The organism is Bacillus sp. MMSF_3328 (genome assembly GCF_030733525.1).
Lineage (GTDB): Bacteria > Bacillota > Bacilli > Bacillales > Cytobacillaceae > Bacillus_AB > Bacillus_AB infantis.
In genome coordinates this window covers 13614-27678 of the sequence record NZ_JASHIV010000006.1, presented here as the reverse complement: position 1 = coordinate 27678, position 14065 = coordinate 13614, and the positions used below count along the sequence as shown (strand labels likewise).

Below are 14065 nucleotides of genomic sequence, written 5' to 3'. Positions count from 1 at the left end.
AATATATAAAAATATCAGCTTTAGGAGGGGAATTATAATATGTATAAATTTAAAAGAACTGCAGCTGTATCTCTTGCAGCCTTGCTGCTGGCAGCAGGATGCAATAAAACTGAGACTTCATCCAAGGAATATGAACTGGAGGATCTGACGTTTCCAATTAAAGAAGAGGAAGAGGTAACCCTCAAGTTCATGACACAAAGCTCTCCATTGGCACCTAAAGATCCCAATGAAAAGCTGATCTATCAGCGTCTTGAAAAAGATACGGGCATTCACATTGAGTGGAAAAATTACACCTCTGATGTATTTATTGAAAAAAGAAATCTTGCAATAGCGAGCGGTGAACTGCCGGATGCGATTCTGGATGCTGCTTATGGTGATTATGATCTATTAAAACTGGCTAAGGACGGAGCTATTGTGCCTGTGGAAGACTTAATCGAAAAACATATGCCTAATCTCCAAAAAGTACTGGAAGATGCTCCTGAATACAAATCCATGATCACAGCACCTGATGGACATATCTATTCTTTTCCGTGGATTGAAGAACTGGGTTCAGATAAAGAGAGCATCCACTCTGTTGACGATTTTCCATGGATCAATGTTGAGTGGCTGAAAAATTTAGGGCTTGAAATGCCTAAAACAACAGAGGAATTAAAGAAGGTGCTGATTGCTTTTAAAAATGAAGATCCAAACGGAAATGGCGAGGCAGACGAGATACCATTGTCATTCATCCATAAACCAGGCGGAGAAGATCTTGCGTTCCTGCTCGGATCCTTCGGGCTGGGAGAGAACTGGGATCACACAGTCGTGACAGATAACGGAGAAGTCAAATTCACTGCATCTGATGAAGGATACAAAGAAGGCATAAAGTTCCTGAATGAGCTGTATCAAGAAGGACTCATCGATGTCGAAGCGTTTGAACAGGACTGGAACACCTATCTGGCAAAAGGCAAAGATAATCGCTACGGCCTGTACTTTACCTGGGATAAAGCGAATATAACCGGAATGAATGACACATACGACCTTCTTCGCCCGCTTGCAGGGCCGGATGGCAATGTGAATGTGACAAGGACTAATGGCATGGGATTTGACAGGGGAAGAATGGTCATTACCAGTGCCAACAAAAATCTTGAACTGACTGCCAAGTGGATTGACCAGCTCTATGATCCGATTCAATCTGTGCAGAATAACTGGGGCACTTATGGTGACGAAAAACAACAGAATATTTTTGAGTATGACGAGTCAGCGAAGATGCTGAAGCACCTTCCGCTCGAAGGGACTGCTCCGGTAGAACTGAGACAGAAGACCAATATCGGCGGTCCGCTGGCAATATTGGACGAATACTATGGTACTTATACGACAAAGCCTGATGATGCTGCCTGGAGGCTCGGTTTAATGAAAGATGTAATGGTTCCGCATATGCAGGCAGAAAATATCTATCCAAGGGTATTTTTCTCACTGAAAGAGCTTGATAGGCTATCGGCAATTGAAACAGATCTATTCCCATATGTAATGAGAAAGAGGGCGGAATGGATTCAAAATGGCAATGTGGATAAGGAATGGAATGAATATATAGCAGAGCTTGACCGGCTGGGCCTTCAGGAGTGGCTGGAAATTAAGCAGGCCGGATATGACCGCAACGCAGAATAGGACGCTGATAGAGTGGGGCTGCTAATGAGGCAGTCTCGCTCTTTACGATGAAGGAGGGCATATGCATGTATACAAATATGGATGAGAAGCATCGGCCGCAGCTGCATTTTTCGCCGAAAGAAAATTGGATGAATGACCCAAATGGGCTTGTCTTTTTTAACGGAGAGTATCACCTCTTTTTTCAGCATCACCCATTCTCTGCTACTTGGGGGCCGATGCATTGGGGACACGCTGTGAGCAAAGACCTTATACATTGGGAGCAGCTTCCCATTGCGCTGCATCCTGATCACAATGGAGCGATTTTTTCAGGCAGTATAGTCGTAGATTGGAACGACACTTCGGGATTCTTCGGGGGGAAGCCCGGCCTGGTAGCAATCTATACCAGTGCGGATGAGTATCCGGGTACAGATCGCCCGCGCCAGCGGCAAAGTCTGGCTTACAGCAGTGACAGCGGCAGGACATGGACCGTTTATGGCGGCAACCCGGTTCTGACTGATGAAAATATCATTGATTACAGAGATCCAAAGGTTTTCTGGCATTCTGAGACAGAAAGGTGGGTAATGGTTTTGGCTACCGGTCAAACCATCACCCTTTATACCTCCCCTGATTTGAAAGAGTGGCAGTTTGCCAGTGAATTTGGCAGCGGTCAAGGCTGCCATGACGGGGTCTGGGAATGTCCTGATCTATTTCCCCTTCCTGTTGGCGGGAATGACGATGCAATTAAATGGGTAATGCTTGTAAGCATCGGCGATAACCCCCAGTTCGATGAAGGATCCAGGACGCAGTACTTTATTGGAAGCTTTGACGGCAAGGCATTTGTGAATGAGATGGCCGAGGGGGAAACCCGCTGGCTGGATTATGGAAGAGATAATTATGCAGGGGTCAGCTGGTCTGATATTCCTGCTGAAGATGGCAGGAGAATCTATATTGGCTGGATGAGCAACTGGCGCTATGCGAATATAGTGCCTACTGAAGGCTGGAGAAGTGCGATGACACTCCCGAGGGAATTAAAACTGATAGCTGACGGTGAAAGTATTCAGCTGATTCAGCAGCCGGTTGAGGAATTGGCAGATCTTCACCTCGCAAAAACGGCTGCGGAGAATATTCATTTAGGGGAAAGCCAGGAAGAATCCTTTGATTTGCCAAGTGCCCTGGCGGAAATCCAAATTAGCTTTGAAGGCGGAGGCACTGAAGCATTTGGCATTGCCTTTGAAAATTCCTTAGATGAACAGCTGGCCATTCACTGCGAACCAGATAAAGGAGAGCTGGAAGTCGACCGGACCCATGCAGGAGATAACAGCTTCTCAGATTCATTTGCCGCGATACAAAAAGCACGTCTGGAGTGGATGGAGGAAAGTGTTCATCTGCAGATCATTTTGGATGCTTCCTCGGTCGAGGTATTTGCTAATGGCGGAAGGGCAGCCATTACCAGTCTTGTATTTCCAGGGGAACCTTACAAGAAAGTATCTATATTCTCTAAAAAGGGATCAGTTAAGGCCACCATTTTCGAAATAACTGAACTCAGCTCTATATGGACCGCCTGTTTAACGGAGGGAGGGCAAAAATGACGGGCGCTTCAGTTATTTGCATTGGAGAATTGCTTGTTGATTTTTTTTGTACTGACATTGGAATGGAACTGATTGAGGGCAGGACTTTCGAAAAACAGGCAGGAGGAGCTCCCGCCAATGTCTGTGCCGCCATAGTAAAGCTTGGCGGAAGTGCTGTTTTCAGCGGCAAAGTAGGAGAGGATCCATTCGGGCACTTTTTAAAGAAAACGCTGGATCAATTAAAGGTTGATACTTCAATGCTGGTATTTGATAAGGACCATCCGACCACACTGGCATTTGTCTCACTAAAAGCAGATGGAGAAAGGGACTTTATTTTTAACAGAGGTGCCGATGCATATTTTACAGAAAATGATATTCAATATGACCGCTTAAGCAGCCATAATATCCTTCATTTCGGCTCAGCAACAGCGCTGCTTGAAGGGGCATTCCAGCAGACCTACCTAAGGTTAATGAAGGAGGCTGGAGGACAGGGAAAGTTTATCTCTTTTGACCCCAATTATAGAAGCGGCCTCTGGAAGGGGAATAGAGACAGATTCATTGAATTGGCGGGGATAGGTGTGAGCCTTGCGCATTTTGTAAAAGTAAGCGATGAAGAACTGAAGATTATTTCTGGTGCTGACAATCTAAAGGACGGAATAACAGTTTTGCATGATTTAGGAGCAAATACAGTGGCTGTAACATTGGGGAAGGAAGGAACCATGCTTTCAAACGGGGAGACAATAGAACTTATTCCAAGCCTGCCCATTAAAAGCGTTGATAGCACAGGGGCAGGAGATGCTTTTGTAGGAGCTGCACTTTATCAATTTTCCTTGGAGGAATTCCCTCATCAGGTACTGGGAAATTGGAAAAAATTAAGGGAGATCATCTCTTTCAGCAATAAAGTAGGAGCACTTGTCTGCACAAGAATTGGGGCGATATCAGCACTGCCTGATTTAGAGGAAACGAAAGAGTTCCTCCTTTAGAACCATTTGCTATCGTTAAGGCTAAGGTTATAAGAGGCAATACCAAACATAGCAAAGCGGGGGAAGCAGTGTCCTTCCCCCTTTCAATTGTATTACAGTTCTAAAACATAAGCCCTCACAATAATCCCATCACCAGCCGGCTCAAAATCATACTGCGGCAGCCTTTTAAATCCAAAGCCTTCGTAAAGTTTCATCGCGTTTTTCATGAAATCGCCTGTGTGCAGGCCGATTTTATGGAAGCCCTGTTCCTTTGCGCGGCGGATGCATTCAGAGATGAGAGCTTTCGCAATGCCCTTGCCCTGAAATTCAGGAGCAACGGCAAGCATCCGGATTTCCGGGTAATCTAGTTCCTCCACATAACCTTCATAGGCATCAGTCCTGGCCGGAAAAAGGGCGACGCTGCCGGCGAGCCTGCCATCCTCCTCGGCAATGATCAGCTCCACGCCCGGCTGCTGGTCCGCATCAGAGGATATCGCTTTTTTTAATGCTTCCCAATGCGGTCCTGGAATGCTGCCGGTATGGGCCGAATAGGCGGAAACCCGCTGCTCGCGGATGGTCCCGGTCATCTCCTTTTCCGCATTGCGGATGATTACGCCGCTCATCTGCCATCTGCTCTTTTTTTCAAAAACTTTTCTGTCTTACCGCTGAGCTTTTCACGTCCATGCTCTGTGTTCCATACTGACAATTCCGGACCCTTTGGCAGGATAGCCGGCTCTGTCTTGTCGGTTGAGATGGTGATGGACAAATGATAGTGCTGCTTAATTGCATCAAAGTCAGTGGTATCGCCAAATCCCGGTGTCTGGTAAAGATCGCGGGCGTAGCCCCATAGATGCGTATATTCACGGATCAAATTCCGGTTTGTGTTGAACGCGGTATAATAGGCAGCGTCAAATCGGGCAAGGGTTGTGTAGAGCCTCACATCTGAATCGGTGATATAGTCGCCGAACAGGAATCGCTGGCCGGAAAGCCTTTGCTCCAGCTCATCAAGTCGTGCGAACAGCTTATCGTATGCCTCTTCATAGGCCCCCTGCGAATGCGCAAACCCGCATTTGTAGACGCCATTGTTTACATCATGAAAGATGCTTTCATTCAGTTCGTCGATTTCAGCTCTCAATGCTTCCGGATAAAGGTCAGGTGCATCTTCTTTATGCAAAGAGGCCCATTCTGTCTCAAAATAGTTTGTGAGCTTAAAATAATCGTTGTTAACGGCCTTTTTTTCTTTTATATCAACCATGACTGGCACAGTCGGCCTGCCGTCATAATCAGGGTCTGCGTTTTTATAAACTTCGCTCATATATTGAATGCCGAGGACAGGATCGCGGTTTCCTTCATCAAGTGAGAATTCCCAGTCAACATGCTGAAGGCGGGGCCGCATCGGGCTGGCGGTGCCAAGGCTGATGCTTTCTTCCAGGCCAAGCACACTCCGGACAATAACCGAACGGTGCGCCCATGGGCAGGCGGCCGACCATAAAAGGCGGTAGCGCCCCGCTTCGGCAGGCAGCTTATCCGCCCCCTCGCCAAAAGGAGTCATAAACCTGTTCGTCTGGCGCTTGAAAGAGCCATCAGATGAAATCTCCTTTGGTTTATTGCTTGAAGGCAATTCACAATTTGAACCTTGAGATGATTGTGGCAATGTACAGCATCCTTTCTTAATGAAAAAGTAGTTAAGCAGTTAAATATCTCAATCTGCTACTAGTTTAGTATAAGGGCAATATTCAGTCAATTTTCAGTGCGGCTTTATATTGGTGTCAGGCACTGCTGCCACATTCTTTGAAACCAAATTACCGTTTCTTTCGTAAAGAGATTAGGATGAAACAAGGAGGCAGCTATGGATCAAAGAATAAAGAAACTTGCAGATTCAGCTTTTGAGAAGTTCGGGCTGGCAGAATATGATCTCGGTAGAACCGGATTCTATCAAGACTCACCTTTTCAGAATAAGACTGTTTATACTCTCTGTATGGAATGGTTCCCTAACGGTACGGCAGCAGAGGATGATGAGAGCAATCCGGAGGGCACGGCTGTCATAGAAGTGGCCATTCCAAGCAATAAGACAAAGAGCGCTATATTTGTGGGCGGGAAGACATTGGCTGATGGAGTTATTTTCGTTCCCGGGGACCGGGGCAGTATGATTGATTGGATTGAGAAAGAAACTGGCCTGAGCTATGGGCAGCAATTCATGCTGACGAAGGAAGAGGGAAGAAGGCTGCATTTTTCAGCGGCTGTCAATGGCACCGCCCTCTATCCTGGTGGTTATATAGAGCTGGAAACGGATGAGGAAGGAAGGCTGATTACTTTTTCTTCAAATGGAAGTTTCCCAGAAGCAGATCAGGTACAGGAGGAGAAATATGCTCTCTCGCTTGAAGACATAGATGAAGATCTTCTTAGAGAGCAACTGATATTCGCTCAATTCCCGAACCGGGAAAAAGAAAAATGGTTTTCTTTATTTGCGATTGAGGAAATTTTCGTCAAGAATGACAGGATGAAAACGATTGAATTTGACCCAATAGGGATGGAGCCAAAGCTTATGGTCGATCAGGTAATCGATTGGGACAAGCCTTCAGACGTTCCTTTTGAACGAAAGCCTATCATAGAATCCGAAGACATTGGAGCAGACCAGGCATTCGGCGGAGAACCTCATATAGAGTCCTGCCCGATCAGGGAGGAAGAGACTGATAAATGCGCGGATGCTGTCAGGCAGGTGCTCAGCCGGGAATATCCTGGCGAGTCCGGCCAGTGGACATTGAAAACACTTCGCAGGAGCCGCGGGTGCATTGATGCGGTATTAAGGAAATCCGGGCAGGATTCTAGTGTTTTTAAGCGAAAGCTGACGGTTGTGATTGATGCCCATAGTTTTGAGCCGAGAAATTATTTTGACAACCAGATGATGCTCGACATGTTCGACGGTTACCAGGCACCAGGGGAGATAGCGGTCATTAAGGAGGAAGCCTTTGAAATGTTAAAATCATCCTTCTTCTTAAAACCGGTCTATGTCTATGATGTTGAGAGAGAAAAGTATGTTTTATGCGGAAAATTGGACTGCCTGCATGCAGTTGATGCTGAGACAGGTGAGATTGTTCTGCTAGATGATATTTAAAGTGGATTTTATGCAGGAAATGCCCTTCTGATAGATATCAGTGGGCGTTTTTTCATTAAATACTTTGCAGGGGCAAGAGATTCTGCATAAAAATTCTGTTATTCTACCTAAAATTCTTGTTATTCTACATAAAATCAGTGTGATTCTGCATAAAATACATTTATTGGAATTCCGGAATACTCCAGTGCCAGCCGCTGCCGTGCCTGGCACTGCCAAAAGACACTTCCCCCCATTCTGTCCACGGGCAGTGCCAGGCACTAATTTCACCAGGAACATACGTTTTCAAGGGACATGCATAATGCCACCCTCGCCTTAATAAGATGAACTATCATCTTAGAAATGGGGCGAGAAATTGGTAAATGCGAATGGCATTGTTACAAAGGAAATCCTTGCGCGCTATGTGGAATTGAGCAAGACAAAGAAAGCTGCGGAAGAGGAGCTTGAGTCGCTGAAAAAGATGTTCAATCTCCATTTTGATCAATCTGTCGGACAAAATGAAAAGGGCGAAATCACAGTGAGCACATTCAAACTCCAGCGGCAGATCAGGAAAGCCGAGAAATTTGAGCAGGAACCAACCGTAAAAAGGCTGGAAGAGTTAAATCTCCATGAACTGATCCAAAAAAAGCCGGATGAAGGTAAAATTAAATCAGCCCTGGACCTGGGCCTGCTAAAAGAAGCAGATCTGGAGGGCTGCCGCACCATCAAAACCAATGCAGCCATATATGTAAAAGAGATAGATTCCTAACCGTGACAGGCACCGCAAATGGACACTTCTTCTGAATTTGTCCACGAGCGGTGCCTGACACCGTATAGACACCATATTAGAATTTCAATATCGCCGCCAATATTGCTTATAATGGTGTAAACATGTTAGCAGGTGCAGCAGGAAATGGAGGCGGTGAAATGGCAAAGTCAGTATGTATAATCGGAGCCGGGATCGGGGGCCTGACAGCCGGTGCCCTTTTGGCCAATGCCGGCTTTCAGGTGACTGTCCTGGAAAAGGCATCAACCGTTGGCGGATCGGCTGGCTTTTATATACGAAAAGGACGGATGTTCCCGACCGGCGCAACTGTCGCATTCGGACTGGAAGAAGGAGGACTGCTGAGAGAGCTGCTAAATGAATCAGGGGTACAGCTCCCGGCAGAATGTCTGCCCCATCCTATGGATGTTATATTGCCTGATCGGAAAATTTCCATATACCGACGCACAGAATACTGGGAGGAAGAGCTCCAGCGCGTATTCTTTGAGCACCCAGAGCGTGTTTTACGGTTCTGGAGAGAGCTTCACAAAATCGGGGAAATGGTACAGGCTGTTTCCGCTTCAGGGATATCTCTTCCGATAAAGAAACTTTATGACCTTGGGAGCTTTGCACGCCTTGCCCTCCGGCGTCCCGTTTCCATGCTAAGACTCGCACGTTATGCCCTTTCAACAGTAGAAGATCTATTAAAGAAACATAAGCTCGAACATTATCTTCCGTTCAGGCAGTTCTTGGATGCCCAGCTGCTGGATGCCGCGCAGACCGATGCTTCTGAGGCTGCTTTGCTGCCTTCAAGCCTGGCCCTGACCATTTACAGGAAAGGAAGCTTTTCGATTGAAAAAGGGCTGGGGCAGATCAGTTCTTCTTTAGCAGAGAGGATAGTGGAACTTGGCGGAAGGGTGGAGCTTGTTTCTCCAGTTAAGAAGGTTGAGTACTGCAAAAGCGAAAATAAGTGGAAGGTAGAAAGCAGAAAATGCAGTGGAGCGTTTGATCTTATCATCAATAACAGCGGAATTTCCTTTGGGAAAGGGACGAGCCATAGTGAAGGTGATGAGTTTTCATGGGGTGCTTTTCGTGTTGACAGCATTGTGTCAGGAAAGGACCAAAAAACCCTGCCTTTCGCCTATCAGATCATGCCGCAAGGGGAGCAGGAAGCATTTCACGGCCCCATCTATGCAACTCTGCAGGAAGCGAGGGATGCAAGTGGGCTTACAATTGAGGACGAAATGATATTGACGATTTCTGTTCATACCGACAGCACGATATGGGCTTCATTTGGAAAAGAAGAATACAGGCAGCGGAAAGAACAACTGACAGGCAGACTGCTCCATGAAGTGGATAAAATCACCTCAATTAAAACCCGCTTGCTAAAGGCCGAAGCTGGCACCCCTTTAACATATCAAAAATTTGTGGGGAAAACGGAGGTCGGCGGATTCCCCCTGACCGTCCGGAACAGCGTCATTAAGCCGAAAAGCTTTCGTACCTCCTTGCCCGGATTCTATTTAGCAGGAGAGCAGGTCTTCCCAGGACCGGGTACATTATCAGCAGCGCTAAGCGGCCGCAATGCCGCGAGGGCCATTATAAAAGAACATTAACCCTGCGTGCCAGGCACCGCAAATGGACACTTTCCCCAAAAATGTCCACGAGCGGTGCCTGGCACGCATTTTTTGGTATAAAATGAGAAAAACAGAGGAGGACAACCATGAAACAATCTATCATTATGCTAATATTATTCGCCATTCTTTCAGCCGGGTGCCAGGCACCGGAGAAGATGGTTCTGCTTGATGAGCCAATATCAGAAGTGAACGTTTCAAAATCTGATGGATTCGGCGGGATGAACGAAGAAATCCTCTATTCTTTTCAGGACAAAGAAAGTCTAACCAGATTCGAGGATGCAATCACATCTGCGGTCCTGCAGCCTGGGAAGGCCGATATCTCAGATCCTGAATATGACGTGATGGTGGAATATCAGCCGGAGGGGGAGGTTCCGGCACATGGGATCCACCTGTGGCTCGGCGGGGAAAACGAGAGAAGCACCTTCATGTATATCGGGGATGAGGCTGTTTATCTCACCTCTCCTGCACATACAGAGAAATTAAGGCAATTGCTCTTCCAAGAGAAAAAATAATGGCAGCTTGCTCAACTTAGCAATATAGGTCAAAAAAACCGCCATCTGCTTTTGTTATTTTAAATATGGAAGGAGGTGCCAGCAGTGGCCTACAGTTCCATCATCCAGAAAAGCATAGAGCATATTGAATCAAGCCTTCATGAGGACCTGTCACTGGACAATATCGCTCAGACAGCCGGGTTTTCTAAGTTTCATTACCACCGGATTTTCCAGAAGGAAGTCGGGGTGACGGTTTCCGAGTACATCCGCTACAGAAGGATTGCCAACAGTGCCCATATGCTGCTTTATACAGATGAGAAAATCCTTGATATTGCTTTATACTTTCAATTCGAATCACAGGAAGCCTTCACAAGATCATTCAAAAAATATTATCATTTGCCGCCGGGAAAATACAGAAAGCTGATCGGGAAACTGGCGGAGCAAAAGGAGGAAAAAAACATGGACAAAGAACAGAAGCCAAAAGGATGGGTGCTCAGTGGAAGCCATCCGTTCAATTATCAGATGGGAATTGATCATGAGACTTTTCACAAAGGAAAATCATCAGGGTATCTGCAGTCACAGACTGTGGAAGCGCCAGGAGAATTTGCGACCATGATGCAGGAAATCAACGCAAAAAATTATCGCGGGAAGCGGCTTAAGTTTTCCGGTTTCCTGAAATCAAATAATGTGGACGGCTTTTGCAGCTTTTGGATGAGAGTAGATAATGCTTCCGATGAAGTACTGCAGTTCGATAATATGGGCAATCGCCCGATCAAGGGAAGTACAGGCTGGAATTATTATGATATTGTCCTCGATGTGCCGGAAAATAGTGCGGTGATTGCCTTTGGCGTCATACTATCCGGCAGGGGAAAAGTGTGGGTGGATGAATTGAAGTTTGAGGAAGTCAGCACCTCCGTCCCTACAACCAATATTGATTTTACAAGAGATCTTCACGAAGAACCGGTCAATCTCTCTTTTGAAGAGGAGTAGAGAATGAGGAAAAAAGCAGGCATAATCCTTGGGGCGTGCCTTGTAATTGGGATCACATTACTGAAGCTTCAGACAGGCAGCTTTCTGTGGAATTTTATCAGCGGCCTATGGGGCTGACCAGCGTAATAAAGCCCTTCCCATTAATAGGCTGTTGACACTCTTACTTTTATCCTATAAAGTACACAAGTATGTTTTTTATTAGGAGGAAAGTATGGAGACTCAGAATCACACACAAGTTAAAATCACAGCAGCAGATCCATCCGCGTTGGGCTTATTCGGCCTTGCCATGGTCACGTTTGTGGCGTCATCACAGAAATTGGGCCTGACAGACGGATTATCTTATATCCTTCCCTGGGCGTTTTTCCTTGGCGGATTGGCGCAGCTTTTCGCTTCGGTTCAGGATTCGAAGCATAATAATATTTTCGGGACAACGGCCTTCGGGGCTTTTGGATTGTTCTGGTTCGGCGTCGGCATGACCTGGCTGATCCAGCTTGGCTTCTTTGGAGAAGCCCTTGCCTTGGATGGAGACCCGAAGCAGCTGGGGTTCGCGTTCGTCGGCTATTTGATTTTCAGCCTCTTTATGACGGTAGGGGCTATGGAAACCCATAAGGTGCTGTTTTTCATTTTCGTGTTCATCGATTTTCTGTTTATCGGTCTATCTCTGAGCACCTTTGGCATTATGCATGAAGCGACACATATGCTGGCAGCTGTTGCGGAAATGTGCATTGCGCTTCTGTCCTTTTATGGATCAGCGGCCATTGTGCTGAATACGCATTTTGGAAAAGTCGTGCTGCCAATCGGCAAGCCATTCGGGATTTTTAAATAAAAAGAGGGTGCCAGGCATCGGGAGCAATCCCGTGCCTGGCACCTTTTTTATATGAATTTCTCCACATTCACACGTCCGGAAAAGAAGGTGGCGCCTCCGCCCATGTCGGCGATGCGGTCAGGGACGAGTGCGTTGACAAGATGCTTTTTGCCGGGGGAATCTGCCCAGAGGCCTTGGGACACTAGGACTCCCGGCAGCACACGATCCCCGGCATTCGCCTTCAGGATGCATTCGCCCCGGTCATTCCAAACTCTCACCATGTCCCCATCCAGAATCCCCAATTCCTGTGCATCCTGACTGTTCATGAACAGCTGCGGCTCTTTTTCCAGGTCCTGATGCTTTTGATTATTGGAAAAAGTGGAGTTCAGGAAATTATGGTTCGGCGCCGGGACGAAGAAAAACGGGTGCTCGCTGTCTTTTTCAAGCGGCGTATAGACAGGCAGCGGCGGATAGCCGTCCTTTGCCATCTGCTCGGAATACAGTTCAATTTTCCCGCTCGGCGTTGGCAGTTTACCAGGGAAAAGAGGCTGTACCTTACCCTTCACAAAGCTATTCTCCTTCAGCGTTTCGTAAGTGACCCCATCCAGGGCAGGATTTCCGGGATGATCGAGCGCCTGGCTGATCATTTCCGCCTCGGTGTCAGAAAAAGCCTCATCTTCAAAATCCATGCCTGCCGCCAAAAGCCGGAAAACCTCCACATTAGATTTTGATTTACCATAAGGTTTGATGACCGGCTCCTGCAGCTGCAGATAATGATGCCAGTATGAGGTGTACAAATCCGTATTTTCAAAAGAGGAAGTCGCAGGGAGCACGATATCGGCATATTTGGCCGTTTCGGTTAAAAATAAATCATGGACCACCGTGAAAAGATCTTCTCTCTTGAGGCCGCCCCTGACCAGATTGGCTTCCGGAGCGACAACCGCAGGATTGGTCCCGTAGATGAACAATGACAGAATCGGGTGCTCTGATTCTTGAAGCGCCTGGCCGAGAAGGTTCATATTGATGGTCCGGGCCCTGCTCTCCTTCCGAAGATCGGGGCGCTGCAGCTTGAAATTATTGAGTGCCAGATACCCGCCATTGCCTTTAATGGCTCCGCCGCCTTTTTTCAGCCATTGGCCTGTGATCGCGGGGAGGCAGGAGATGGTGCGTATGCACATGCCGCCATTGTCATGGTGCTGGATCCCATTGCCGATCCGGATGAAGGAAGGGGAAATGGTCCCGTACATCCTTGCCAGTTTATAAATATCATCCACAGGGACGCCGGTGATAGCGGAAACAGCAGCAGGATCATAGGCAGCACAATGCGCTTTCAGCTCTTCATGTCCAACCGTACAGTTCCTGAGGAATTCTTCATCCGCCATGTTTTCCTCAAACAGGATATGCATGATGCCAAGGGCAAGGGCTGCATCTGTCCCTGGAAGGATGGGGATGAACCAGTCGGCAGCCCGTCCTGTCTGATTTTTGTGGACATCAATGACGATCAGCTTTGCCCCGTTCTTTCGCGCCTTTTGCGCCAGGGCGATCTGGTGCATATTCGTGCTTGCCGCATTGATGCCCCAAAAAATCATCAGCTTAGAATGGATCGTATCCTCAGGATCAATGCCGAAGCTTCCGCCCATCGTGTAGCGGTAGCCGACGGTGCCTGCCGCCTGGCATATTGTATAATCCAGCTTTGAAGCGCCAAGCCGGTTGAAGAAGCGCCGGTCCATGCCCTCGGAATTCAGCCTTCCCATATTTCCATAGAAGCTGTAAGGAAGGATGCTCTCGGGTCCTGCAGTTTGCAGAAGCTCTTTCCAATGCGAGGTGATTTCCCGAATGGCTTCATCCCAGCTTATTTTCTCAAATCTGCCTTCGCCTTTTTTGCCAATTCTTCGCAAAGGATGTGTCAGGCGCTTTTCATCGTAAATCCGTTCAGCCATATGCCGCACCTTCTGGCAAATATGGCCCTTTGTGACCGGATGCTCCGGATCCCCGGCAATTTTAACAATTCTTCCATTCTCTTTCTGCAGCAGCAGCCCGCACTGATCAGGGCAGTCCAGCGGGCATACGCTCTTGAATATTCCATTCTCTGTATCTGCAGCTGACATCATTTGACCGCCTCTCTTATTTCGTAT

At 47.2% G+C, this 14065-nt stretch carries 12 protein-coding genes; 9 read left to right on the top strand and 3 right to left on the bottom strand.

From position 1 onward, the window contains the following. The first annotated feature begins 39 nt into the window (after positions 1-39). From RBB45_RS12035 to RBB45_RS12025, 3 genes are all read left to right on the top strand, one after another. A complete protein-coding gene (locus tag RBB45_RS12035) occupies positions 40-1647 on the top strand; it encodes an ABC transporter substrate-binding protein (protein ID WP_306009616.1) in 1608 nt (535 codons plus the stop codon). A 65-nt stretch (positions 1648-1712) separates the two neighbouring features. After that, complete coding sequence (locus tag RBB45_RS12030; protein WP_306009615.1) at positions 1713-3215, top strand: glycoside hydrolase family 32 protein; 1503 nt, start codon at positions 1713-1715, stop codon at positions 3213-3215. Continuing rightward, on the top strand, positions 3212-4177 hold the full coding sequence (locus tag RBB45_RS12025) for a carbohydrate kinase family protein (protein WP_306009614.1): 966 nt from the start codon (positions 3212-3214) through the stop codon (positions 4175-4177). The genes RBB45_RS12030 and RBB45_RS12025 overlap by 4 nt, the downstream gene beginning before the upstream one ends. Before the next feature lie 92 nt (positions 4178-4269). Here RBB45_RS12025 and RBB45_RS12020 read toward each other — a convergent pair whose 3' ends face one another. Continuing rightward, the gene (locus RBB45_RS12020) at positions 4270-4779 is read right to left on the bottom strand and encodes a GNAT family N-acetyltransferase (RefSeq protein ID WP_306009613.1); all 510 of its coding nucleotides are present in this window, start codon (positions 4777-4779) and stop codon (positions 4270-4272) included. After that, positions 4776-5708 carry a glutathione S-transferase family protein gene (locus RBB45_RS12015; RefSeq protein WP_371931583.1) on the bottom strand — a complete coding sequence of 311 codons (933 nt, stop codon included), beginning with the start codon at positions 5706-5708 and terminating at the stop codon, positions 4776-4778. Before RBB45_RS12015 ends, RBB45_RS12020 begins: the two co-directional genes overlap by 4 nt. A 297-nt stretch (positions 5709-6005) precedes the next feature. Here RBB45_RS12015 and RBB45_RS12010 point away from each other — a divergent pair, with 297 nt between their 5' ends. From RBB45_RS12010 to RBB45_RS11985, 6 genes are all read left to right on the top strand, one after another. Next, the gene (locus RBB45_RS12010; RefSeq protein ID WP_306009611.1) at positions 6006-7271 is read left to right on the top strand and encodes a hypothetical protein; all 1266 of its coding nucleotides are present in this window, start codon (positions 6006-6008) and stop codon (positions 7269-7271) included. Between the two features lie 352 nt (positions 7272-7623). After that, positions 7624-8016: a hypothetical protein gene (locus tag RBB45_RS12005; RefSeq protein ID WP_170939554.1), complete on the top strand. Its 393-nt coding sequence runs from the start codon at positions 7624-7626 to the stop codon at positions 8014-8016. Between the two features lie 158 nt (positions 8017-8174). Next, complete coding sequence (locus RBB45_RS12000) at positions 8175-9623, top strand: phytoene desaturase family protein (protein ID WP_306009610.1); 1449 nt, start codon at positions 8175-8177, stop codon at positions 9621-9623. 107 nt (positions 9624-9730) lie between these two features. Next, positions 9731-10156, top strand: coding sequence for a YhfM domain-containing protein (locus RBB45_RS11995; RefSeq protein ID WP_306009609.1), 426 nt, complete (start codon positions 9731-9733; stop codon positions 10154-10156). A gap of 84 nt (positions 10157-10240) precedes the next feature. Then, complete coding sequence (locus tag RBB45_RS11990) at positions 10241-11125, top strand: helix-turn-helix domain-containing protein (protein ID WP_170939552.1); 885 nt, start codon at positions 10241-10243, stop codon at positions 11123-11125. 211 nt (positions 11126-11336) lie between these two features. Continuing rightward, entirely contained in the window at positions 11337-11951 is a 615-nt protein-coding gene (locus RBB45_RS11985) for an acetate uptake transporter (protein ID WP_101551609.1), read from the top strand. Between the two features lie 47 nt (positions 11952-11998). Here RBB45_RS11985 and RBB45_RS11980 read toward each other — a convergent pair whose 3' ends face one another. Continuing rightward, positions 11999-14041, bottom strand: a complete 2043-nt coding sequence (locus tag RBB45_RS11980) for a molybdopterin-containing oxidoreductase family protein (RefSeq protein ID WP_306009608.1) — start codon at positions 14039-14041, stop codon at positions 11999-12001. Positions 14042-14065: the final 24 nt, after the last annotated feature.